The sequence below is a fragment of the Cellulosimicrobium sp. Marseille-Q4280 genome (genome assembly GCF_943181405.1).
Taxonomy (GTDB): Bacteria; Actinomycetota; Actinomycetes; order Actinomycetales; family Cellulomonadaceae; genus Cellulosimicrobium.
The window spans coordinates 713,482-734,919 of the sequence record NZ_CALPBY010000002.1 but is presented as its reverse complement, the minus strand read 5'-3'; the positions used below and the strand labels follow the sequence as shown (position 1 = coordinate 734,919).

Genomic DNA, 21,438 nt, shown 5'->3' with positions numbered 1-21,438 from the left:
ACGTCGAAGTCCGCCGCCTGCACCAGCTTCAGCAGGATGTTCTCCACGTCCTCACCCACATACCCCGCCTCCGTCAACGCCGTCGCGTCCGCGATCGCGAACGGCACGTTCAACATCCGCGCCAACGCCTGCGCCAGATACGTCTTACCCGTCCCCGTCGGACCGATCAACAAGATGTTCGCCTTCGCCAGCTCCACGTCGTCCCGGCCGTCTCCCGTCCCGGGGGCTGCGTCTCCTGCGGCCTCCGCCGCCTCCCCCGCCCTGCCCCCGCGCCCGTGTCCCGCGACGGGCTCCCCGCCGCAGTCCTGTGGGACATGGAAGGCGAGCGTCACTTCGGTCGGTACAACTTCGTGCAGGAAGACGCATAGAACCGCGGAATCCGGCCAACCGTTCTGTATAGAACTCAATGAGCAGCATCACCGTACACGGCGATGGAGCGCGGGTTTGATGCATCGGATCATGCATCGGCCCGGACTCGTCCTGCCCAAGGGAATCGCCTCCGGCACGCTCGACGAGCACCTGCGGCGCGTCCAGCACCGCAAGGCCGAGATTTTGGACCCGGTGCTCGGCCAGGGCTACGACACCTCGGTCACCCACCAGGAGACCGACGACGTCGCCTCGGTGGCCAGCATCGCCATCGCCATCGCCATCGTCACCGAGCGAGTCGGAGTGCGTGCCAAAGCGCTGGCCAAGCGCCAGCCCGCCCGCCAGCTCGCGCACGCCCGCCTGACCGCACGGCGGCGTGCGCGGTTTCGCCCCGTGACCCGCTACCCACATCCGGCGGCGCGTGCAACGATCACGCCGTGGGATTCCTCCAGCGCCTGCTCGGCAAGCGAACCGAGCCCAGCACCGACCTCGAGCGCGCACCTGCGCCGCGTCCCAAGCCGCAGTCCCGCCCGGAGCCGACGGTGACCTACTCGATCTCGCTGGGGTTGAGCCCGCTGACGAAAGTGGCCGGCACGACGACGTTCGCCGCCGCGGGAGCACAAGGGCTCGTGCGTCGGCGCGGCCTCGGTGGGCACGGCGTCCTCGAAGACACCGCGGTGCTGCAGCGCGACCCGACTAACCCGGTCGACCCGAACGCGGTCGCGGTGCTCGTCGACGGCGAGCACATCGGCGCGCTAACCTCTGGCTACGCCCGGACGACCACGCTTGACGTGGGGGCCGCACAGGCTGTTCCGGTGCAGGTGGCCTGGGCAGAGTCCGAGGGCAAGCTGCGGGTCGAGGCGTGGGTGTGGCTCGACGAGCCGCCCGCCCGCTGGGCCCACTCGGCCGAGAACCTCCCCCCGATGACGACCAAGGAGCGGGCTGCGGCCGACCACGCCCGCACCCGAGAGATGGTCGCGGACGCGGTCGCGGGCGGCGGGCACCGCGCCGCGCAGTTCCAGTCCGGGATGGTCCAAGGCGTCCACTACCTCGAGCTCGTCGAGCCCATCAAGCAGCTCAAGCGTGAAGGGCGCCTCGATGAGGCGCTCGAGCTCTGCTACGCCGCGATTCAAGGTGCCGAGGGCGACCTGATCGGCGGGGCGCCCGCGCCGTGGTACACCGAGCAGACGGCGATCGTCCTGCGCAAGATGGGCGACAAGGACGGCGAGATCGAGGTCCTCGAGCGGTACCTAGCGCACCTTCCGGCGGGGCAGAGGGCGACGAGCAAGCTCGGTGTGCGTCTGGCGAAGCTGACGACGCCCTAGGCGCTGTGGCCGCCCTCGCGAGCCGCGTTCACGAACCGGTCGGTCAGCCTGCCTGCGGCTCGCCGTCGTACTGCACAAGGTACGTGGGGTGGACCTGCTCGACGACGTCCGCGGCGTCGTCGAACCGGACGCCAAGCATGAGCCCGCCCATCCTCGCCGAGACGATGGTGCCGGGTCGGCCGTCGAACGTGATCCGCGCACCGCGGCGCGCGGGGGACGCCGTAGCGGCGACGCACCTGGTCGAGGTGCGCCCTCTTGACTGCGGCCATGCGCCCCTCCTGCGGTCCCGGTCGAACTGGCACTGCGACGGTACCGGGAAGGTCCGTCGCGCCCCGGGTCGTCTACCCTCGCGCCCATGTCGTACCCGTCGCGCCCGACGCTCGAGGTGCTGCCGCAATTCCGGGCGACGTGAAGAACGGGTACAACCCGTTCCAGCTGCGCCGGTTCGACTCCTTCGTCGCCGAGCAGTACGCGGCGGGGCGGTCCCTTCGCGAGATCGGCGAGCTCACCGGCCGCACGCAAACGGCCGTGCGTCGCAGCCTGGACCGCACGGGCACGCCGCGGCGCGGACGTGGTGCTCAGCCCGTGGCCGACCGGCCGCGCTGATGTCGGGGCTGGCGGACGCCGCTCGGCGCGCCGACCCTGAGAGCGGCCCGCTGCGGCTCAGGCCGCCGGTACCCTCCTGGCGTGACGTGGCAGCCCGGGGAGCACATCGCGAGTCCGCGCGAGGCGGAGGAATGTGCCGCCTGGCACCTGCGCCAGATTGGGTTCGCCGACGCGAAGGTGACGGCCGCCAGCGGCGACGGCGGCGTCGACGTCCGCGGCAGCCAGGTGCTCGCCGAGGTGAAGCAGATCGCCGCGGTGGTCGGTCGCCCGCTGCTGCAGCGGCTCGCCGGCGCGAGCGAGCGGCAAGACGTCGCCCTCGCCTACTACTCGGCCAGCGGGTACTCCGTCGCCGGTCAGGAGTACGCCGACCGGATGGGCATGGCCCTGTTCATCTACTCGGTGCGTGGGGAGGTCACGCCCGTCAACGGCCACGCCCGCGCCCTCGTCGAGCGCATCCGCGCCGAGGAGCCTGCTGCGCCGTCGAGCTCGTCGACTGGCGGCACCTTTCGAGTTGCGTTCCGAGATGCGGCCGAGGCCAGCCGCGCGGAGCGGGAGCGTCTCCAAGGGCTGAGCCCGGAGGAGCGGAGGCGCGAGACGGCCGAGTCCATGCGCCAGCTCGCCAACTGGCTCGAGAAGGCGCTGCTGGTCATCGGGGTGGTCGGCGTGATCGGGGCTGTCGGCATCTCGTGTCAGGCCGTGGCAGGAACCAACCCGGACGCCGAGCTCATCGTCGCGACCCTGCCGCTCGGCCTTGCCGTCGGATCGTTCGCCCTGCTGTGGCTGATCCGGCGCGTACGGCGTGTTCGTCTCCTGCGCCACATCCGGCGCGGTAAGCAGTAGCCCCGAGCCGGGCGCTCCGGCCCTCGGGCCGCGTGGGCGGCGGCGGAGGGCATGGACTCGCCGCGGACGAACGCGGCCAGGGTCGCCCGGTCGTAGAGCGAGCGTGCCTGGGCGAGCACGAGGTCGCCGTCGGCGATCACGAGGTACATCGATCCGTCGACGTCGAGGTCGGCGCTGCAGCCGCACTCGTGCGCGTCGGTCCACTCCAGGACCAGCCCGCCCTCGGTCGTCGGGGCGATCGAGACCGCGGACGTCTCGAGATCGCCCAGCAGCGCTTCGGCCTCGGCCAGCAGCCGACGCCGCACCGCCTTGGAGCCGCGGCCCCACCAGCCGTCGGCGAGCTCGGCGCACAGGTCGACCTTGAACCGCTGCGGGCTCTTGCCCGGGCGCAAGGAAGCGGCCGGCACCGTCCGCTCGGTGCCCGAGGCGTACTCGCGCACGCGGGTCAGGCCGTCGACGTCGTCGCCGATCGTGATGCCGAAGTGCTCGCCGTGCTCGTCGGTCCAGGCGACCGGGCGGCGGAAGGAGATGGTGGCGGTGGTGCTCATGGCGGGTAGATGTGCGGCCCCGGCACGTTCGCGCTGAGCGCCGGGCCGGCGGCCGATGACCAGCTGGCGCACATCTGGCAGCCATGACATCCGCGCTCGCCGCCCAAGAAAGCCGTCACTGCCCTCCGAGTTGGTGCCCTGCAGGGCACCGACCGCGCTGCGCACGTGCCCGCTAACCCCTGCCCGAGCGCCGGAGGGCGCGCAGCGGCAGTCGGTTCGCCGAGCAAGCGCGCGGTGAGACCGACGTCGAACTCGCCGTCGCTCGGGCAGGGGAGACCGAGCCGGACGAGTACGGCTTCCCGACCGTGCTGTGCGGACGCTGCGAGGGTCGGGCAGGTAGGCGTACAACCGCGGCGCCGGGCACTCACGCTGCTTCGCGTGCAACGGCGTCGGGCGCCGGTACCCGCGCGGGCCGGTCGCCGACGCGGTCGCGGAGTTCTACATGGAGCGCACCGCCGCGGCCCGGCCGAAGGCGTGGCAGGTGAAGCGGGGCGATGTCGTCTCGCCGCTGTACGAGCGGTACGGCAACGCGCGCTGGGGCGTGGTGGAGAAGCTGCTGGTCGCGCGCGACCGCCCGACCCGGTTTGTCGGGGATGGTGAGGCGCGCCGGGCGGTGGCGTGGCCGGCGCTGCTCGTGCTCGAGGACGGGCGCCGGCTGCGGATCAGCACGGACACGGTGCTGGCCCGGCGCGGGGCCGAGGTGGACCCGGCGCCGTTCGTCGCGATGGCGCTGGCGGCCGACTGAGGCTCAGCGGCGCGCGAGGCGACGCTGCTCGCGCACGACCCAGGCGTCGTCGACGACCTTGAGCACAGCGAGCGTGCACACCGCGGTGGCCACGATCGGCCAGCCGCTGTCGACGGTGTCGTGCACCCACCACATCAGCGAGGCGAGCAGCCCGACCCACGCGAGCGCGGCGAGGGGCTTGAAGCGAAGAGGGCGGCGCGCGACCGCCGTGGTGTCGATGTCCATGCACCACGGATGTGCGGACGGATCAGGTTTTCATGAATGCATGAACGCATGAAGCCATGAGCCCGTGGGGGCGTCGCAGCGCAGCGCCTGTGCCTGTGCGCCGCGGCGTTCGTCCACCGGCCTGGTGGACGAACGGCGCGAGCTCGTCGACGCCGCGGCCAGGTGCTCGGCCAACAGGCTGTTGGCCGATTGCCGTGAGGCGCTCCGACGGCCCCGCATCGTGGCCGGGTGTTCGTCCAGCAGGCCGCTGGACGATTCCCGCGAAGCCGTGCCGCTCGGCGTCGGAGCCCGGGGCCGTTCGTCCAACGGGCCGTTGGACGAACGCGGCGAGACGTCTAAGCGCCCGATCGAGGCAGAGGAGGTCCGTGATCAGTTCCTACGACCTCGTGACGCCTCTTCCGTTGTCGACGAACAGGATCCACTCCAGCCGATCGGCGGCGACGGCAAGCTCGGCGGACCAGGCGTGCATGGCGTCGACGTACGCCCGGTAGCGAGCGGATCGTGCTGGGTGTCCGGCGAGGTCGACCAGCCGGACGTCGAGCGGGCCGTTGAGCGACCGGTACACCCGCTGGTCCAGGATGAGCGGCTGCCAGGCGCGGCCCTCGCGCCGCCCGGCGAAGGTGAACCACTTGGTGAAGAATGATGGCCCGACGCCCGGGCAGGACCAGCCGGCGTAGGCGTCGGCCAGCGCCCTGGTCTCAGCGGCGGTGCGCAGGCGGTCGGCGCTGGTGCGCAGGGCAGCGACCAACTGTTCGCGGTGGGCGAAGGCGGTGGCGGTGTGCCGGAGCGTGCGGCCGCCGGACGTGCCGGAGCCCCACACCTGGGCCAGCAGGAACGCTCGGAGCAAGCCGCTGTCGTCGTCGAGATCGGTGCTCGTGGCGACCTTGAGCACGGCGTCGCGGTCGACGACGCGGTCGCCGCTCACGCGGACGCTCTCGCCGGTGATCGCGTCGTCGCGGAGCACGGCGCGGATGGCCGGCTCCACGTCGGCCAGTGCGGCGTCCCAGGTGCGGGGGCGGAAGCGGACTGCGGCCGGCTCGTCGCCAGCGCGAGCGGAGACCAGGTCGGCAAGGGCGGGCGGCAAGGGGTGCGTGGAGGACATGGTGCCCATCCTGGCGTCGGGGACTGACCTGCGGGGGCAGATGGTGGGTGGAGCAGGAGGCGACAGCGAGCCCGTGCTGATCGGTGACCGCAACGACGTGCGTCGCGCGTGGGAGGGTGGCGGCATGGCGAAGCGGTCGAGGCAAGCACGACGGCGTGAGCTGCGGTGGATCCTCGGCACGGTCGTCGTGATCCTCGCCGCGGCGGCAGCGGTCAGCATCGCGCTGCCGTTCCTCTCGACGCTGTTCCCCTGAGCCACCGGCGCCCCAGGGCGAGCGCGCCTCAGGCAGAGGCGGCGCCCTCAGGACGGGCGGGCAGGTGGCGGTTCAGCGTCGTGCGCGGGATGCCGGTCTCCGCGGCGATCTCCGCGAGGGTCATGCCCTCGTCGTCGCGCAGGTGGGTGGCGTAGCGGATCTGCTCGTCGGTGACGGTGCGCGGACGCCCGACCTGCTTGCCGGCAGCCGCGGCGACCTCGCGGGCGTGGGAGAGGCGCTCGAGCATGTAGGTGCGCTCCATCTGGGCGAACAGCGCGAGCATCACGACCGAGAGCTGGGCCATCGGGTCGTCGGGGTCGCTCGTGTCGACCGGATCGGGTCGGCGAGGTTGCGCAGGCCGATGCCCCGCTCGCCGAGGTCGTGGAGCATGTTGAGCGTGTCGCGCACGCTGCGCCCGAGCCGGTCGAGGGTGTGCACGACGATGACGTCGCCGGAGCGGGCGTAGGCGAGCATCTGCTGCAGGCCCTCGCGGTCGGTGGTCGCCCCGGACTTGCGGTCGACGTAGGTGTGCTCGGGAGAGACCCCGGCGCCGGCGAGCGCGTCCAGCTGGCGCGCGAGGTCCTGCTTCTCGGTCGAGATCCGTCCGTACCCCAGGAGCATGCGGTGGACCGTACCGGAAGTGGGGGACAGCGCGAGTTCCGGGACAGCGACTTGTGGGATGACTTCTAGGACACGGTCCGCGCGGCGTGTCGCCTTCGGGCCGGCGCCGGCCCGACGGCGTCCCACTACCTTGGAACCGGACGCCTCCCCCGGGGTAGCGGCGGGTCTCGCGAGGTGCGGGTCGGCGCTGGGTCTGCCGTGCGGCCATACTGACGCTCGTGACGACGACGCGCGAGCTGGTGCGGGATGAGCGCACCGGGCTGTGGCTGCTGCCGGCGAACCCGCGCGTGCCGCGGGCGCTGACCCTGGACGGCCAGATGGACCAGACGACCTACGACGCTCTGGTCGTCGGCTGCCGACGCAAGGTTGGCCTGTTCCGCTACACCTCGATGGCCGACGTCTACGACGCAGACGACTTCGCCCCGGACGAGCTCGACGCCGTCGTCCTGGCTGTCGGCGCCGAGGACGACGAGGACCGCCTGATCGGGACTGCGCTCGACGGTCGACGACTCGGGACGATCTGGTGGCACCACCTTCACCTCGTCCAAGCCTTCGCGGAGTTCGACGTCGGGCAGCTCGGGGTCCGGGCATGGGTGCGCAGCCCTGGCGGTTGGTTCGACGACATCATGGTCTCCCTGGCCGAGCCGGAGACGGTGCATGCTGCCGTCGCGACCTTCGCAGCCGAGCGCGGGATGCGCCTGCTCGCGCCCCCGCGCGCGTCTCGGCTCTCGGGTCCGCTGCGTCCTCCCTTCACCGCCTCGAAGCAGACGCCGGCGCCCGTGTTCACCGATGTGCGCCGCTTCGAGCGGTTAGACGTGAGTGACCTGGTGGCGATGACGGCGCCCGGCGGGCCCGACGTGCTGCCGCGGGCGGAGCTCGCGCACCCGGTGGTCGGTGAGGTGCTCGAGCGCGACGGCGAGCTCACCGAGTACGTCCCGCTGACTGAGTTCGCCTGGCAGGAGACGTCCAGCCGCGACGGCATCGCCTCGGCCCTGGCGACCGGGTGGGACGTGCACGTCGCGCGCCACCGCCGCACGGGCGTGTGGGCCGCGATCGCCCTCGACTCTACGGGCGCGAGCGGCGCGGTCGACGGTCATGTGCACGAGGCCGACGACGTGCGCTGGATGCGCCGCGGGTGGGGGAACGGCAGGAACGTGCAGGTCGAGTTCGAGGTGGACGGGACCACCTGGTACTTCGGCGTCGAGCACGTGCGCGACGTCGACGAGGAGGGCGCCAGCTGGACGTGGAGTGCGCACTCGTTCGGCAGCACCTGGGGAGGCCACCGCAAGGGTGCGAGGTACGCCGAGCTCGAGCGCGCTCGTGCGCGGGCCGTGCGCGCCTCAGCGAGCTTCCGTCGCCGCGCGATCGCCTTCGGCATCGAGCCCCGCGACGTCGTACTGTTCGACCCCTGGTCAGTCTTCGAGCGTGACGACTGGGTCTGCGGGATCTGCGGCGGGGAGGTCGACCGCGAGCTCGAATGGCCGTCCGAGGGGTGCGCGACCCTTGACCACCGCGTACCGATCGCCCGAGGCGGTCAGCACACGCCCGAGAACACCCAGCTCGCGCACTGGAGATGCAACCTTGCCAAGGGAGACCGGCCGGCCGCCAGTTGACAGCGACGCACACTGCGGCCCGTGCGACCGACTCGGCGCGGCGTACGCTGCCAGACCGAGCCATCGATGCGCGCGGAGGGCCGGCTCCATCCCGGCGGCCGAGGAGGGGGAGGGCTGGCGATGGGCAACACCGACGCCATGAGCGACGCCGAGGCGGCCGCGTACATCGAGGCTCACCACGACGAGATCCAGGCCGAAGGCGGCGACGCTGCCACGATCGAGTTCGAGGTCGCCGCAGACGTCGGCCTCGGGCTCCCCGGATGTATCGCGAAGGACTACCCGGGGATGCTGACCGCCACGACGAGGGCGGCCACAGTGCCGCTGTCGACGTGCGTTGCGCGAAGCGCCGCTGGCAGCTGTACGGCGCGAGTTGGCCACTGAGTCGTGCGTGTAGGGACAGCGCCGGGAGGGCCGCCCGCCCCTAGGGTCGGCGCTGACCTACTCGGACCGAGATCGCTGCCGCTGCGCGCGATCATACGCGGCCTCGCGAGCGAGTCCCGTCGCCGTTTTGCCCCACCGCGTGAGGGTGCCGAGCTCGCGTGCGATCGCCTTGAGCCGGGACCGCCTCCGACGCCCTGGGTCGTACCGGTCGGCAGCCAGGGAGGCAAGTACCAGCATCGTCAGACTGGTGCCAATCCACGCCTCGTGTGCGCCGGGACGTGGGTTCGGCGAAAGGACTACACCGGCCTCGGTGCCGGGCTGCTCGTAGACGTAGAGGTCGGCGATCGCCGTCGACGCGTGGCACTGGCTCGAGGCGATCCGCCAGAACGCGTAGATGCGCATCCCGCCCTCGAGGTCCTCGCAGCGTTCGCGGAACTTGCGCCCGGAGGACTTCAACTCGTCCTCGAGTTGGGTCAGGTACTGCTGCGTGGTGGCGAGGGTGTCTTCGTCAAGGTCGCCGCCGCTCTTGACGTACTCGGTGAAGGTCTGCTGCCGGTTCTGGGCGTACTCGCCAAGCATCGCCCGGGCGGCGCGCACTCCGTAGGACTCGATCCACAGCACGGTGATAGCGCACTCGATCAGCTGTCGCACGAGTGGGATTGTCGCCTGGTGTTGTCCCGCATCGTCCAGTGCGCGGATCCCGCGCGCGAGGTGGTGGCAGTGGCTGGTGAGTCCGAAGACGATGATGCCGAGCATGTGGTGCTCGCGCGTGCGCAGAGCGATCGTACCGGCGTCTGTGTCCCACGTGGCGACGACTTCGTCCATTCGCGACCGCAGGCCCTCGAGCTTCATCGACATGGGGAGAACCTACCGGCCACCGCGCTTGCGATGCGGGGGGAGCAAGTGGCAAGTGCGAGGCTGGTCAATCCCAAAAAGCACCCACTCCGCTCCTGATCGCGCGGCAACCTACCGGCCGCCCAAGAGCGGGTGATCGGCCGATCACAGGCACGTCCGGGTATGCCGCGAACATCGGAGCAGCCAGCGCCAGCGCGCCCTCACGCGACGGAGCGATGGTCGAGTCGAACGCCCCGCCATCCGGGATCGCGAGCGGCAGCACCGACCACTTCATCTGCTCCAGCGTGCCGTTGAAAAAAGAATGCGCACGGGCGACGAGGAACGCCCGGCGGCTCGCATTCTCCATCGCAGCGATCTCCGTGTTGAAGCGCCGGCAATGCCGGAGAACTCCTCCATCGTGGACGGCTCGACGGGCAGGGCCGCGACGTCCGCCTGAACCGGCTCCGGGAGCGGGGCAGTCGCCGGCGAGCGTCGCTGCGCTTGGGCGGGTGAGGGTATGGCCAGTACCACCAGCACCAGGTGTTGGTCAGTTCGCGGCGCGGATGAAGTCGACCAGACCGCGGACCTTGTCTCGCAGGTCATACGGCCACGTGGTGTCCGGCTTCCAGCGCTCGGCAACGCCGCGGGCGATTCCAAGCTTGTCGGGCTGCTTGACACCCGTGAGGGCCGGCGCAGCTAGAGGGTTGCCCCACCGATCTACCGTTTCGAGGTGCGCGCCACCGTGCCGTGCCGTGACCGCCGCTTGGAAGTCCTGGAAGGGCACGTAGTTCTCGATCGTGTAGCCGTGCGTCACCCAGGCGAACCCTTCGGTCGAGAGTTCGTCGACGACACGCTTCTTCGTCGCGTTGAGCCGCGCTCCACGCCTGCTCCGGTCCGAGTCGATCAGGATCGCAACCTGGCGGTTAAGTCTGCGCAGGGAGATGAACTCATCGACATCGGGGTCGTCGGCCGTGAGGTGATTGAGGAGCCTGCCACCGTAGAACATGATCGAGTAGTGGATCCCCTCGATCAGGCTCGGGTCGAGGAGTTCGATCCACCTGCGGATGTAGATCCGGTCAGAGGGGCCCTCGACCCAGACGACCGCGTTCGCCTGCACAAGATCCGAGGCGCGGTAACCGAGATCGGCGCAGATCCCTGCCCTCTGGGCGGGTGTAGCTGCCCGGGTGAGCCTCGTACCGGAACGCGATTCGTGGGTGAGATGGAAGATCGACGCGACATCGGCATCGAGCATGTGCGCCGAGTGAGTCGCGATGACGTACTGGTTCGTCGTCTCGTGGGCCAAGTAGTTCAGCAGCTTGCGCTGCAGCAACGGATGGAGATGGATCTCGGGCTCCTCCATGCACACGACGGTGTCCGTTAGTAGGGTCGCGGCCGCGGCAAGGATCACGACCTGGTGGATGCCCGTGCCCATGTGCTCGAGGGGGAGTACTCCGCCCTCCGAAAGGCGGACGTTGATAGTGGTTCGGGTCGTGGGCACTGTCAGCGTGAGTCCGGGATCGTCGAGGACGCTTCGTGTGAACTCTTGGATCGCATCGAACTTCGCGCGCTCTTCGTCGTGGCCGACTGCCTCTGGCCGTTCGAGGTCAGCGAGGCGATGGATGAGACCGGAACCGTCGAGGGACGCCTCTTGGTCGCCGGCCTCGATTCGACGATACGCAGAAATTGTGGCGGCGCGGGGGAGGGCGCCGACGGGGTCCATGGTCTTGAGGACTCGTTCGAGGTCTGCGTGCGAGGGGCCGCCAGAGCTGTTGAGAATTGCGGACGACAGGTTGCGAAAGTCGTCCCGATGGCTGCTCGTCTGAGCCCGATCAAGCTCGAGGATCCACTCGGTGTCGAGCTCGAGCCCCGGATTCTTGAAGACGTACCGGTACCAGAGGAACTCCTCGAGTCCCGGCAGCCCCAGCAGTTCTTGAAGCCGAACAGCCATCGCAGCGACATAACTCGTATCGAACCCGGACCCGACGCGGGCTCGGAGAGCCTCAGCGAACGCAGCTGTCGGCACCGCAATCGACACGCAGGTAGGGCCGCCATCGGCCCCTGTGCCCACCGGCACGTCGAGGGGGTGCGACTGCGACTCACGCGGCGCTCCGGGCAGTGAACCGGCGATGACTCGCAGCAGGTTCGACTTCCCGGCGTTGTTCTGGCCCGCGACGAGATTAACCTTCGCCATGGGCGCGAGATACTGTGCCGCTCCGTGGTTGAACGATCGATAGCCTTCGACGCCGATGCCCAGCAGTTGGTCCACGTGTGCAGCATGCCAGGCAGGAGGGACAACGACAGTTGAGCCCAGGGCGCTGACCCACAAGCACGGCAGCCAAATCCGATCAATGTGACATATCAGAGGCTATCGGCTTGCCGTTGACGGGGCTGCCGATGGCTAGTACTACAGCCGTAGATCGTGACCGTGACCTGCGGTGATGCGACGGTGGTAGTGCGCGGTGCGGGCTCGGGCTTGGTGTCGTCTTCGCCAGCTGGACCAGGCCAGGACGTTATGGAGATCGCGGGTGGCGACGTCGACGGTGGTGAACAGGCGGCGTGCTTCGGCAACGGTGATCGCGATCAGGCCGTGCTGGTCGTTCTCGGCGTCACGGATCGTGGCGGCTAGGACGGTCAGGAACGCGTGGGCGAGCATGGCCAGGGTGGTCCACCGGTGCCAGGAGTCCCAGCGTCGGACCTGGTGTTGGTCGAGCCCGACCATGCCCTTGGCCGCCTGGAAGTTCTCCTCGATGCGCCACCGCTGCCCGGCCACGCGCACCAGGGTGCGCATCGGCACCGGCCTCGGGGCGTGGCACAGGTGATAGGCGAGCTCGCCGGTGGCGTCGTTGCGACGCACCAGCACCAGCAGCATCTGCTCACCGCCCGTGGCTGGCTCGTTCTCGTCAGTGGCGGCGTCGGGGGCCTCGGGTTCGGGCTCGATGCTGATCAGGGCCCAGGAGTAGTAGCGCGGCCCCTTGGATCCCTCGCCGGCGGAGTATGTCTGCCACACCGCAGCGGGCATGCTCGCTGCCAGATCCTGCACGGGCAGCTTCCCGGCCCGGGAGGCCACCTGTCGGGTGGCGGCGATCTGCATGACATACCCCATGCCGTGGCCGCGGATAGCGGCGCGCAGCTTCGCGTCGCCGCCGTAGACTTCGTCGTCGGCGACCTACGACGCCGGGGTCCCAGCCGTGACGGCGCGCTCGATCATCCCCGCGGCCAACGCGGGCTTGGTCGCGAACCGCACATAGTCCGGGACGCCAGCCCGCCGGCGCCTACCAGCGTCGTCGCACCAGGACTTCGGCAGATACAACGCCCGGTCGATGAACGCGTGCCCGCCCGGCGCGGCGTAGGTCAGGTAGACCGCAACCTGCGCGTTCTCGATCCGTCCCGCGGTGCCGGTGTACTGACGCTGCACCCCGACCGTCGCGGTGCCCTTCTTCAGGTCCCCCGTCTCATCGATCACGAGCACCGCACCCGGGTCGGCGAGATGGTCCAGCACGTACTCGCGAACGTCGTCCCGCACACCGTCGGCGTCCCAGACCGCCCGCCCGAGCAGGTGCTGCAGCCCGTGCGGGCTCGCGTGACCGGCGTGCTCGGCGATCATCCAACAGTTCTTGCGCTCCAACGGCGCGACCAGCCCGGCAACCAGATCGCGCGCGTGGGCGAGCGGCTCACGCCGGGCGAACCGGCCCGATACCCGTCCCACCGCAGACGCGAACTCCGCTTCCCACCTACTGGCCGCTACCTTGTGTTCCGCGGCCACCGCCACGGGCGATATGTTCCACACAAGCAACGAACCCTGACGCGGTAGCCGCGCTGCGTCCACCCCGTCTCACGGCATCACCGCAGGTCACGGTCACAATCTACAGTTGTAGTACTAAGTCGCACGTGTCAGACGGGTAGGCGCAGGTGCACGATCGGGTAGGGCCGACCGTCGGAGTCGAGCGGGCTGCGTCCCGCCTCCTGGAAGCCGCGGTGTAGGTAGAAGCCGAGCGCGCCAGGGTTCTGCTCGTTCACGTCCACTCGGGTCACGCCATGGCGGGCGACGGCGTCGGCGAGCAGCGCCGAACCCACGCCCTCGCCTCGCGCCTAGTTGTGATGTCCAGGGAGGTTGTCCGGATCCCGTGATGACGACACGGGGGCGGGTTACCGGATGACGAAGGCCTCCGGTTGTGAAGTGGAGCTGTCGAGGAACCACTTCCACCCGCCGGAGGCCTTCGTGTCACACGCTAACGCCCTGCTCACCCCGAGAACACGACTGCGGCTGGCGCGGCTGGTCGTCGAGTCCGGCTGGACCTACACGGCCGCGGCGAAGATGTTCATGGTCTCGGCCCGCACCGCGAGGAAGTGGGCCGAGCGATATCGCACCGAGGGCGTGGCCGGGATGGCCGATCGCAGTTCGCGCCCGCACCACAGCCCGACCCGCACCCCGCAACATCTGGTCAAGCAGGTCGTGCGGCTGCGGTGGCGACACCGGTTGGGACCGGTCCAGATAGCCGGGCGCCTGCACATGCCCGCCTCCACGGTCCATGCGGTGCTGGTGCGGTGCCGGATCAACCGGCTCACCCGGATCGATCGGGTCACCGGCGAACCATTGCGCCGCTACGAGCATGACCATCCCGGCTCACTGATCCATGTCGACGTCACCAAGTTCGGCAATATCCCCGACGGGGGCGGGTGGCGCTACGTCGGGCGGCAACAGGGCTACCGGAACCAAGCAGCAACCGCTCTACGCACAGGCCGCACGGCCAAGGGCAACCCGAGCATCGGCACCGCCTACCTGCACACCGTGATCGACGACCACTCCCGACTCGCCTACGCCGAGATCCGGTCCGACGAGAAGGGCGCAACCGCGGTCGACGTGCTCGAACGCGCCGTGACCTGGTTCGCCGCACGCGGGGTGCACGTCGAGCAGGTGCTGTCCGACAACGGGTCGGCCTACCGCTCCCACGCCTGGCGCGACGCCTGCACAAGGCTGGGGATCAAGCACAAGCGAACCCGGCCCTACCGCCCGCAGACCAACGGCAAGATCGAACGCTTCCACCGCACGCTCGCCGACGGGTGGGCCTACGCCCGCTTCTACGCCTCAGAGACCGAACGCCGCGCCGCGCTACCCGGATGGCTCCACTTCTACAATCACCACAGGCTCCACAGCGCGATCGGCAACCAGCCACCGGTCAGCCGGCTGACCAACCTCCCTGGACATCACAGTTAGGCCGTGATCGCTCGCGAGTGACCGCGCAGCGCGAACACCGCGACGGTCGACACGATGATCACGCCGTCGACGATGAGCGGCCACACCCACGCCTGCTCGCGCGGCACGTCGGAGCGCAGCGCCAGGTCGGTGAGCGCGTAGAAGCCCAGCCAGAACGCGCCGACGGCGATCACCGCGGTGCCGACCAGCGCGCTGGTGAGCGCCGCGCGCGTGACTGGCGGCGCGCAACGTGCGCGCCGGCTCATGCCAGCGGCTCGCCCAGCATCACTGAGCGGAGGCTAATGGATGTCATCGCCTCGTCGATCAGGTGCTCGGGGCTGGTGATCATCCCGGCGCTCACCTGGGTGCGCAGCTCCTGCTGCACAGCAATCACGGCGAGCGGGGTGAGGACCCGGTCGCCGAGCATCGTGACGATCAGGATCAGGTCGCGCTCAAGGAGCAGATCGCCGCGCGCGGTGGTCAGGTCGGCCTCGAGCCGCGGACGCACGCGAGAAGACGTGGCGGACGTGAAGCGGAGGGATGCTGGTCATAGGGGCCTCTCGTTGCTAACTACGTCGCTCGCGTGAGACGCAACCTTAGTTCGGTTACCCACAGCCGCGACGAACGGGTACTACGCGCTGGAACGCCACGCACCAATACGCCTCCCGGCTCGACGTCACGCTCTTGCGCCAGACGACGCATCGCCGACACGGGCGGGAAGTTCATAGACCCGGCGCTGCGAGGAATTTGTCCGGTGCAAGTACGCAGAGCGCATGTGGGGGAGTGATTTGAGTGGTCAGACGCAGCTCCGACGAGCGTTGGCGATCGGCACCTGGCGCGGTCTTCTGACAAGACAGTCCGGCGTGGTGTCTAGCCGCTAGGTGACCTCACGGCCTGCCACGTCTTCACTCCCCGGCAGAGCGTCAAGCATGTTGCTCAGCTTGCTCATCGCGGTGTGGTGCGCGTTCGGCATGAGGTGCGCGTAGGTGTCGAGTGTGAGCTTGGCAGTGGCGTGTCCGAGACGTTCCTGAATGACTTTGATGTCGATGTTCGCGCTGAGCAGCAGCGACGCGTGGGTGTGCCGCAGGTCGTGCGTGCACACCCGCGGCAAGATCACGTCTGGGTGCGCTGCCGCGTATTGGTCCTGAGCGCGGTGCAGAGCGTGCAGAAAGGCAGCCTTGGTGGCCTTCGCCCCTGGGCGGTCGATGAACACCGCGTGACGCGTGAGACGAGGGCTCTGCTGAGCTGACATCTGTTTGCGGCGGAGCTCCTGCAAGATGCGTACCGACGTGTTGTCCAGGCGGATCGTGCGGATTCGCCCGCCCTTGGGCGGAGCGAGCCGCTGCCGATCTTCACCGTTCCCGGGAACTGTCCGCACCTGTCGAGCGACCGTCAACGTCGCGCGGGACAGGTCGATGTCCGGCCACTCGAGTCCGAACAGCTCGCCGATGCGCAGGCCCGTGCGGACGAGGATCTCGTACGCGTCCGCCCAGTGCTGTTGCGTGGCGCTCGCCCAGGAGCAGAAGTGCCTGGCCTGCTCGGGGGTCCAAACCACGATCGGCTTCTTGCGCTTGGCCACTGAGCCCTTGGGTCTTCCCGAGCGCCGGTTTGAGGCTGGGTTCTTGGCAATCAAGCCATCCTCGATCGCGGCGTTGAAGATGGTGACGAGCCAGCCCGCGTAGCGCGCGACGGTTGACTGCGCGAGAGGACCGCCGCCCTTCGTTGTGGATGCGCGGCCGACACCTGCCTCCAAGGCGCGGTACGTCGCCGCGAGGTCGCTGGGGAGGATGTCGGCCAGGCGCAGGCGTCCAATATGCGACTCGACGTCGTCGATGACCCGCGAGACGTACGCGCGCGTGTTTTCTCCGACGGAGTGACCGGCCAGCCACCTCCGCGCGTACGTGTCGAAAGTCAACTTGTCGCCCGATGCCGGCCTGGCTTTGCCATCGGCAAGGGCGACCTGGCGGCGTTTGAGCTCTAGGCGCGCCTCGTCCTCAGTCAGGAAGCCGGCCCTGCCCACGGCGTGCTTACCGCGTTCCGGGTTCTTGAAGTCGCGCGGCTCGTACCACTGGATGCGGTAGCGCTGCGCACCGGTGCGAGTCCGGTAGGGAGATCGATCCTTCGCCGTACCTGCGTCGCGACATCTTCTCCTCGGCGCTCATGCCGCGGGTGCCCTGACGCCCAGGCGGTCGAGCAGCGGAGCGCGAGGGATGAGCAGTCGGCGCCCGAGGCGGGTGCCGGGCAGTTCGCCGGCGTGGACAGACGAGGAGACGGTTCTCGGATCGACGCCTAAGAGTGAGGCGACCTCGCCTACGTTGAGGACCTCGCGGTCGGTCGCCCACAGCTCCGCCCAGGAGCTGATCTTGGGCGCGATGGTGTTGTTCGTCATGGGTCGTATATGTGCGGCGAACGCCGATGTCCAGATTGCCCGACCTCTATGCCGGGCGTTGCCGATACCCTCGCTTGATGCACCGTTTGATGCACCGCGACTACAGGAGCACACGTTGACCCTCTCGTTGAACGACGTTTCTGCAGGTCAGGGCGCCGCACCAGTTGAGGGTCTGCCCGCCGCCGTGCTGTGGGACATGGACGGCACGCTCGTCGACACCGAGCCGTACTGGATCGCGGCGGAGCACGAGCTCGTGGACGCGCACGGCGGCACCTGGACCCATGAGGACGCGATGTCCCTCGTCGGCAACCCGCTGCTCACCTCGGCGCAGATCATCCGCGAGCGCGGCGGCGTCGACCTGCCCGTGGAGGAGATCGTGCAGTTCCTCATCGGCCGGGTGATCGACCAGGTCCGCGTCGAGGTGCCGTGGCAGCCGGGCGCGCGCGAGCTGCTGGGGTCGCTGCGCGAGGCGGGCGTCCCGTGCGCTCTCGTGACGATGTCCTACCGCGAGCTCGCGGAACCCGTCGCGGCGCTCGCGCCGGCGGACGCGTTCCAGGTGCTCGTGTGCGGGGACGAGGTCGAGCGCGGCAAGCCCGACCCGGAGCCGTACCTGCTCGCGGCGGAGCGCCTGGGCGTCGACGTCGCGCGCTGCGTCGCGATCGAGGACTCGCCGGCGGGGATCGCGTCCGCGCTCGCCTCGGGCGCCGCGACGCTCGGCGTCGAGGCGGTGGTCCCGGTCGAACCGGCTCCCGGCCTGAGCCGCACGCCGTCCCTCGAGCTGGTCGACCTCGACCTGCTCGCACGACTCGTCGCCGGCGAGCCCGTGGACCTCATGCCCGTCAGCCGCTGACGGCGGGTCCCCACGACGGCGAGCGCCCGGCGTCCCGTCGGTACATCGCCGCGTGCTCGTGCAGCTCCGGCCGGCCGGTCGTGCGCGCGTGCTCGCGTCAGCGGCGTCGTCGGTGCGCACCGGCCGATGGTCGCACGAGCCGTCCGCCCGCGGCGCGGTCGTGGGTCACAGGTCGGGCGGCTCAGAGCAGCTCGGCGAGCATCGCGGCGGCGCGCGCGGCGCCACCCGTCTCGACCGGCAGGGTGCGCCGGTCGCGCCCGCCGGAGAGCTCGGCCACCATCGCCGCAGCGAGCGCGTCCGGGTCGGACGCCTCGGCGTACTCGACGCACCGGCCCGCGCCGTAGCGCTCGAGCCGGTGCCGGACGTGGACGTTCTGCTCGAAGTGATGGCGCAGCGGGACGTAGAGGAACGGCGTGCCCGCGGCGGCGAGCTCCATGCACGTCGTCAGCCCGCCCTGCACGACGGCGAGGTCGGACGCGGCCAGGTGCCGGTACAGCTCCGGGACGTAGCCGCGGTACGTGACGCCGGTCTGACGCGGCAGGCTCGCGGGGTCGATCCGGGGCCCGGTCACGACGAGGACGTGCAGCCCGTCGACCAGCCGTCGGGCGGCCGGGACGGCGTCGAGCACGCGCCGCAGCAGCGAGGTCCCAACGCCGGAACCACCGACGGTGACGACGCACAGCACGTCGTCGGGGCCGTAGCCCAGACGGTGCCGCAGGTCCTCGCGCTCCGCCACGGTCGGTGGGACGAACCCCGTGACGTAGCCGGCGAAGTCGAAGTTGTCCTCGGTCCACTCCCGGATCCCCGGGAGGCCGGGACCGAGCGGGAGGTCGACGACGTCCGCCGGTTCGCCGACGAAGAACGAGCGGTCCCGCACCCGCCGATAGCGCGCCCTCTGCTCGACCATCTCCGCATTGTAGTCCGCGGTGAGCGCCGCCTCGCGGGCACCGCCGTCCGGCATCGGGACCCAGCCGACGAAGTCCGTCATCCAGGCGAACGAGAACCGCTTGAGCTCGGGGTTCTCGTGGAGGAAGTGGTCGACGTCCCACGCCTCGTCCCCGACGACGAGGTCGTAGTCGCCGTCCGCCACGACGTCGGCGAACACCATGAAGTTGTTCACCATGATCTCGTCCATCCGGCGGATCGCCTGGAACGCGTGCAGGTCGTGGTCGGCGGACTCGTCCTCGACGTGGGCCGACTCGTTGGCGAGCCACGCCGAGGCCGGGTGCACCCGCTCGCCGGCGTCGGCGAGCACGCGGGTCACCGGGTGCTGGGTCAACCAGTCGACCTCGAGGTCCGGGTGGTGCTCGCGCAGCCCGCGCGCGACGGCGAGGTCGCGCCGGGCGTGGCCGAGGCCGATCGGGGAGGACAGGTACAGGGCCCGGCGGCGCCGGCGCTGCGCACGCGTCCAGGTCCGACGGCGGGGCGGCGGCCGGGTCTCCCTGGCCGCGATCCGCTCGACGAACTCCCGGACGAGCAGGTTGGTCCGGACCGGGTCGCGTGCCGGCAGCCCGTGCCCGCCGCCGTCGACCAGGACGAGCTCGCCCCCGGTGAGCGCGGCGAGCCGCTCCCCGATGGCGGCGGGACGGACGGCGTCCTGGGTGCCGTGCACGACGAGCACCGGGCAGCGCACCTGCTCGCACAGGGGGTCGAGCGGCGTCCGGGTGGCGCCCTCGAGCCCGAGCCGCCCGGCCGTGGTGTCGGCGAGCGTCTGCGGGCTGACCTCGTGGGCCCACGCGACGACGTCCTCGACCTGCTTGGTGGAGTGGGGCTCGGTGAACATCTTCCGGGCGAAGAAGTCGACGTAGTCGTCGTAGCCGCCGCCGAGCCAGTACTCCTTGCTGTACTTGGCCCAGCCCTCCGTGGTGTCGTGGTGGCCGTCCCACGCGTACCGCTCGCGCTCCGGCATCGAGACGGCCAGCCCGCACGAGGGTGCGATGGCGACGATCCCCAGCACGCGTGCCGGGTGGGCCACGGCCAGGTGGACCGCCCAGGCCGCCCCGCAGGAGTACCCCACGACGACGGCCCGGTCGGTCCCGGTGGCGTCGAGGACCGCGGCGGCGTCCGCGGCGTACTGCTCGTCGGTGTAGGCCGCGGCGCCCTCGGGCCGGCCGGCGTCCCCGCTGCCGCGGCCGTCGAAGGTGACGACGCGGGAGGACCGGGAGAGGTAGGGCACCTGGGCCTTCCAGAACCGGGACCGCACGAGGGACCAGGTGGGCAGCAGGACCACCGTGGGCGCCCCGCTGCCGTGGACGGCCCAGGGGAGCCGCACGCCGTCCCGGACGGTGACTCCGGTCCGGTCCGGCGGGCGTGCGGGCCGCGGCTCCCTCGGTTCCATGCTCAATTCCTACTCCTCCCGGCCCCCGAGCGTCAGGCCCGGATCTCCAGGACGCGGTTGAACGGCGTCTCGGCGACGGACGCGAACCGGCCGAAGCCCGCCGCGGTCGCGACGTCCCGGATGCGGGCCGGCCCGGCCTGCGTGCCGAGCGCGAGCCCGACGTCCTGCGACAGCGACGCCGGCGTGCACAGCAGCGTGGAGAAGCCGTAGTAGGCGCGACCGACGGGGTTGAGGTTGTCCTCCACGTGGTCTCCGGCCATCGGCTCGACGACCATCCAGGTGCCGTCCGGGGCCAGCGCGCGCCGGACCTGCTCGGCCGCCCCGACAGGGTCGCCCATGTCGTGCAGGCAGTCGAACATCGTCACGAGGTCGAAGCCCGTCCCCGGGAGCTCCTGGGCCGAGGCGACCTCGAACCGGATACGGTCGGAGACGCCCGCGTCCGCCGCCCGCTGCCGCGCGGTGGCGATCGACTCGGGGTGGTAGTCGGAGCCCACGAACCGCGACTCCGGGAACGCCTGGGCCATGAGCACGGTCGACGCACCGTGCCCGCAGCCCACGTCCGCGACGAGGGCGCCCGCCTGCAGCTTCTCGACGACCCCGTCCAGCGCGGGGAGCCACTCGTCGACGAGGTGCGCGTGGTAGCTGGGACGGAAGAACCGCTCGCAGCCGACGTGGACGTCGGTGACGTGCTCGTGCCACCCGTACCCCCCGCCGCTCCGGGCGGCGTCGAGCACGTGGTCGACGTCGTGCACCGTGCCCAGGGCGAGCTGGAAGAAGCCGGGCAGGAACGCCGGGCTGTCCTCGACCGTGAGCGCGACCGCCTGCTCGGGCGGGAGCGTGTAGCGGCCCGACGGCGGGTCGTACGTGAGGTAGTCGCCCGCGGCCTGGGCGTTGAGCCACTCCCGGGCGTACGGCTCGGCCGTCCCGGTGCGCTCGGCCAGCTCCGCCGGCGTCGTCGGCCCGTGGGCCGCGAGGTCCCGGTAGTAGCCGAGCTTGTCGCCGAGGACGACGAGCGCCGCGTTGAGGGTCGCGCCGACCTCGTCGACGGCGCGGAAGACGAACGCCATGAGGGCGTCCATGTCGAGGGCCGGGGGCGCCTCGGTCGGGGTGCTCATCGGATGCTCCTGTCGTGTCGGTGTCCCGGCGGGTGCCGGTACCGCGAACGTAGGCGTCTGCCCGCACCGCCCGCGTCAGGTGGCCCCCCTGGT

The 21,438-nt window shown here is 70.5% G+C and carries 24 protein-coding genes and 2 pseudogenes; 10 read left to right on the top strand and 16 right to left on the bottom strand.

Annotation, left to right across the window (positions count from 1 at the left end):
- A pseudogene (locus NFS20_RS08075) lies at nt 1-287 on the bottom strand (AAA family ATPase); the annotation flags it as partial.
- Nucleotides 288-447: 160 nt separating this feature from the next.
- On the opposite strand from NFS20_RS08075, the gene NFS20_RS08070 reads away from it, so the two are divergent.
- The 5 genes from NFS20_RS08070 (at nt 448) to NFS20_RS08050 (ending at nt 4,430) form a co-directional block, all read left to right on the top strand.
- A complete protein-coding gene (locus NFS20_RS08070; RefSeq protein ID WP_251151202.1) occupies nt 448-912 on the top strand; it encodes a hypothetical protein in 465 nt (154 codons plus the stop codon).
- Nucleotides 909-1,691, top strand: a complete 783-nt coding sequence (locus NFS20_RS08065) for a hypothetical protein (protein ID WP_251151201.1) — start codon at nt 909-911, stop codon at nt 1,689-1,691. The genes NFS20_RS08070 and NFS20_RS08065 overlap by 4 nt, the downstream gene beginning before the upstream one ends.
- Before the next feature lie 408 nt (nt 1,692-2,099).
- Nucleotides 2,100-2,297 (top strand): helix-turn-helix domain-containing protein, encoded by a 198-nt coding sequence (locus NFS20_RS08060; protein ID WP_251151200.1) that lies wholly within the window; start codon nt 2,100-2,102, stop codon nt 2,295-2,297.
- A gap of 81 nt (nt 2,298-2,378) precedes the next feature.
- Nucleotides 2,379-3,137 carry a restriction endonuclease gene (locus NFS20_RS08055; protein ID WP_251151199.1) on the top strand — a complete coding sequence of 253 codons (759 nt, stop codon included), beginning with the start codon at nt 2,379-2,381 and terminating at the stop codon, nt 3,135-3,137.
- A gap of 990 nt (nt 3,138-4,127) precedes the next feature.
- Nucleotides 4,128-4,430: a hypothetical protein gene (locus NFS20_RS08050; RefSeq protein ID WP_251151198.1), complete on the top strand. Its 303-nt coding sequence runs from the start codon at nt 4,128-4,130 to the stop codon at nt 4,428-4,430.
- Nucleotides 4,431-4,433: 3 nt separating this feature from the next.
- Here the strand turns inward: NFS20_RS08050 and NFS20_RS08045 are convergent, their stop codons facing one another.
- Entirely contained in the window at nt 4,434-4,655 is a 222-nt protein-coding gene (locus NFS20_RS08045) for a hypothetical protein (protein ID WP_251151197.1), read from the bottom strand.
- A 376-nt stretch (nt 4,656-5,031) separates the two neighbouring features.
- A complete protein-coding gene (locus NFS20_RS08040) occupies nt 5,032-5,757 on the bottom strand; it encodes an 8-oxoguanine DNA glycosylase OGG fold protein (RefSeq protein WP_251151196.1) in 726 nt (241 codons plus the stop codon).
- Between NFS20_RS08040 and NFS20_RS08035 the strand changes: the two genes are divergently transcribed.
- The gene (locus tag NFS20_RS08035; protein WP_251151195.1) at nt 5,756-6,010 is read left to right on the top strand and encodes a hypothetical protein; all 255 of its coding nucleotides are present in this window, start codon (nt 5,756-5,758) and stop codon (nt 6,008-6,010) included. The genes NFS20_RS08040 and NFS20_RS08035 overlap by 2 nt on opposite strands.
- A 28-nt stretch (nt 6,011-6,038) precedes the next feature.
- Here the strand turns inward: NFS20_RS08035 and NFS20_RS08030 are convergent, their stop codons facing one another.
- Nucleotides 6,039-6,314, bottom strand: a complete 276-nt coding sequence (locus NFS20_RS08030) for a helix-turn-helix domain-containing protein (RefSeq protein WP_251151194.1) — start codon at nt 6,312-6,314, stop codon at nt 6,039-6,041.
- The gene (locus NFS20_RS08025) at nt 6,293-6,631 is read right to left on the bottom strand and encodes a recombinase family protein (RefSeq protein WP_251151193.1); all 339 of its coding nucleotides are present in this window, start codon (nt 6,629-6,631) and stop codon (nt 6,293-6,295) included. The genes NFS20_RS08030 and NFS20_RS08025 overlap by 22 nt, the downstream gene beginning before the upstream one ends.
- 218 nt (nt 6,632-6,849) lie before the next feature.
- Between NFS20_RS08025 and NFS20_RS08020 the strand changes: the two genes are divergently transcribed.
- Together NFS20_RS08020 and NFS20_RS08015 are read left to right on the top strand one after the other, a co-directional pair.
- The gene (locus tag NFS20_RS08020; protein WP_251151192.1) at nt 6,850-8,244 is read left to right on the top strand and encodes an HNH endonuclease; all 1,395 of its coding nucleotides are present in this window, start codon (nt 6,850-6,852) and stop codon (nt 8,242-8,244) included.
- 120 nt (nt 8,245-8,364) lie between these two features.
- On the top strand, nt 8,365-8,625 hold the full coding sequence (locus NFS20_RS08015) for a hypothetical protein (protein WP_251151191.1): 261 nt from the start codon (nt 8,365-8,367) through the stop codon (nt 8,623-8,625).
- Nucleotides 8,626-8,682: 57 nt separating this feature from the next.
- On the opposite strand, the gene NFS20_RS08010 is transcribed toward NFS20_RS08015, so the two are convergent.
- The 5 genes and pseudogenes from NFS20_RS08010 to NFS20_RS07990 all read right to left on the bottom strand — a co-directional run bounded on the left by NFS20_RS08010 (nt 8,683) and on the right by NFS20_RS07990 (nt 13,533).
- On the bottom strand, nt 8,683-9,483 hold the full coding sequence (locus NFS20_RS08010; protein ID WP_251151190.1) for a DUF5677 domain-containing protein: 801 nt from the start codon (nt 9,481-9,483) through the stop codon (nt 8,683-8,685).
- Between the two features lie 64 nt (nt 9,484-9,547).
- Complete coding sequence (locus tag NFS20_RS08005) at nt 9,548-9,826, bottom strand: hypothetical protein (RefSeq protein ID WP_251151189.1); 279 nt, start codon at nt 9,824-9,826, stop codon at nt 9,548-9,550.
- Nucleotides 9,827-10,006: 180 nt separating this feature from the next.
- Entirely contained in the window at nt 10,007-11,725 is a 1,719-nt protein-coding gene (locus NFS20_RS08000; protein WP_251151188.1) for an AAA family ATPase, read from the bottom strand.
- Nucleotides 11,726-11,863: 138 nt separating this feature from the next.
- A pseudogene (locus NFS20_RS07995) lies at nt 11,864-13,222 on the bottom strand (IS701 family transposase).
- 128 nt (nt 13,223-13,350) lie between these two features.
- On the bottom strand, nt 13,351-13,533 hold the full coding sequence (locus NFS20_RS07990) for a GNAT family protein (RefSeq protein ID WP_251151187.1): 183 nt from the start codon (nt 13,531-13,533) through the stop codon (nt 13,351-13,353).
- Nucleotides 13,534-13,678: 145 nt separating this feature from the next.
- Between NFS20_RS07990 and NFS20_RS07985 the strand changes: the two genes are divergently transcribed.
- Nucleotides 13,679-14,674, top strand: a complete 996-nt coding sequence (locus tag NFS20_RS07985) for an IS481 family transposase (RefSeq protein ID WP_251151265.1) — start codon at nt 13,679-13,681, stop codon at nt 14,672-14,674.
- Here NFS20_RS07985 and NFS20_RS07980 read toward each other — a convergent pair.
- The 4 genes from NFS20_RS07980 to NFS20_RS07965 all read right to left on the bottom strand — a co-directional run bounded on the left by NFS20_RS07980 (nt 14,671) and on the right by NFS20_RS07965 (nt 17,042).
- Complete coding sequence (locus NFS20_RS07980) at nt 14,671-14,919, bottom strand: DUF2637 domain-containing protein (RefSeq protein WP_353050433.1); 249 nt, start codon at nt 14,917-14,919, stop codon at nt 14,671-14,673. The genes NFS20_RS07985 and NFS20_RS07980 overlap by 4 nt on opposite strands.
- A complete protein-coding gene (locus tag NFS20_RS07975; protein WP_251151186.1) occupies nt 14,916-15,161 on the bottom strand; it encodes a hypothetical protein in 246 nt (81 codons plus the stop codon). The genes NFS20_RS07980 and NFS20_RS07975 overlap by 4 nt, the downstream gene beginning before the upstream one ends.
- A gap of 369 nt (nt 15,162-15,530) precedes the next feature.
- Nucleotides 15,531-16,673 carry a tyrosine-type recombinase/integrase gene (locus NFS20_RS07970; protein WP_251151185.1) on the bottom strand — a complete coding sequence of 381 codons (1,143 nt, stop codon included), beginning with the start codon at nt 16,671-16,673 and terminating at the stop codon, nt 15,531-15,533.
- A 138-nt stretch (nt 16,674-16,811) separates the two neighbouring features.
- The gene (locus NFS20_RS07965; RefSeq protein WP_251151184.1) at nt 16,812-17,042 is read right to left on the bottom strand and encodes a helix-turn-helix domain-containing protein; all 231 of its coding nucleotides are present in this window, start codon (nt 17,040-17,042) and stop codon (nt 16,812-16,814) included.
- 115 nt (nt 17,043-17,157) lie between these two features.
- Between NFS20_RS07965 and NFS20_RS07960 the strand changes: the two genes are divergently transcribed.
- Nucleotides 17,158-17,892, top strand: a complete 735-nt coding sequence (locus NFS20_RS07960; RefSeq protein WP_285821111.1) for an HAD family hydrolase — start codon at nt 17,158-17,160, stop codon at nt 17,890-17,892.
- Between the two features lie 181 nt (nt 17,893-18,073).
- Here NFS20_RS07960 and NFS20_RS07955 read toward each other — a convergent pair whose 3' ends face one another.
- Together NFS20_RS07955 and NFS20_RS07950 are read right to left on the bottom strand one after the other, a co-directional pair.
- Nucleotides 18,074-20,230, bottom strand: coding sequence for an alpha/beta fold hydrolase (locus NFS20_RS07955; RefSeq protein WP_251151183.1), 2,157 nt, complete (start codon nt 20,228-20,230; stop codon nt 18,074-18,076).
- Nucleotides 20,231-20,262: 32 nt separating this feature from the next.
- Nucleotides 20,263-21,345, bottom strand: a complete 1,083-nt coding sequence (locus NFS20_RS07950) for a class I SAM-dependent methyltransferase (protein WP_251151182.1) — start codon at nt 21,343-21,345, stop codon at nt 20,263-20,265.
- Nucleotides 21,346-21,438 lie beyond the last annotated feature (93 nt).

What these genes read in the sequence shown, in the direction of transcription:
- NFS20_RS08070 (WP_251151202.1), top strand. Translation starts at nt 448, where the DNA reads ATGCATCGGATCATGCATCGGCCCGGACTCGTCCTGCCCAAGGGAATC.
- NFS20_RS08050 (WP_251151198.1), top strand. Translation starts at nt 4,128, where the DNA reads ATGGAGCGCACCGCCGCGGCCCGGCCGAAGGCGTGGCAGGTGAAGCGG.
- NFS20_RS08045 (WP_251151197.1), bottom strand. Translation starts at nt 4,655, where the DNA reads ATGGACATCGACACCACGGCGGTCGCGCGCCGCCCTCTTCGCTTCAAG.
- NFS20_RS08035 (WP_251151195.1), top strand. Translation starts at nt 5,756, where the DNA reads ATGGTGCCCATCCTGGCGTCGGGGACTGACCTGCGGGGGCAGATGGTG.
- NFS20_RS08040 (WP_251151196.1), bottom strand. Translation starts at nt 5,757, where the DNA reads ATGTCCTCCACGCACCCCTTGCCGCCCGCCCTTGCCGACCTGGTCTCC.
- NFS20_RS08030 (WP_251151194.1), bottom strand. Translation starts at nt 6,314, where the DNA reads ATGGCCCAGCTCTCGGTCGTGATGCTCGCGCTGTTCGCCCAGATGGAG.
- NFS20_RS08025 (WP_251151193.1), bottom strand. Translation starts at nt 6,631, where the DNA reads ATGCTCCTGGGGTACGGACGGATCTCGACCGAGAAGCAGGACCTCGCG.
- NFS20_RS08015 (WP_251151191.1), top strand. Translation starts at nt 8,365, where the DNA reads ATGGGCAACACCGACGCCATGAGCGACGCCGAGGCGGCCGCGTACATC.
- NFS20_RS08010 (WP_251151190.1), bottom strand. Translation starts at nt 9,483, where the DNA reads ATGTCGATGAAGCTCGAGGGCCTGCGGTCGCGAATGGACGAAGTCGTC.
- NFS20_RS08005 (WP_251151189.1), bottom strand. Translation starts at nt 9,826, where the DNA reads ATGGAGAATGCGAGCCGCCGGGCGTTCCTCGTCGCCCGTGCGCATTCT.
- NFS20_RS07980 (WP_353050433.1), bottom strand. Translation starts at nt 14,919, where the DNA reads ATGAGCCGGCGCGCACGTTGCGCGCCGCCAGTCACGCGCGCGGCGCTC.
- NFS20_RS07965 (WP_251151184.1), bottom strand. Translation starts at nt 17,042, where the DNA reads ATGACGAACAACACCATCGCGCCCAAGATCAGCTCCTGGGCGGAGCTG.
- NFS20_RS07955 (WP_251151183.1), bottom strand. Translation starts at nt 20,230, where the DNA reads ATGGAACCGAGGGAGCCGCGGCCCGCACGCCCGCCGGACCGGACCGGA.
- NFS20_RS07950 (WP_251151182.1), bottom strand. Translation starts at nt 21,345, where the DNA reads ATGAGCACCCCGACCGAGGCGCCCCCGGCCCTCGACATGGACGCCCTC.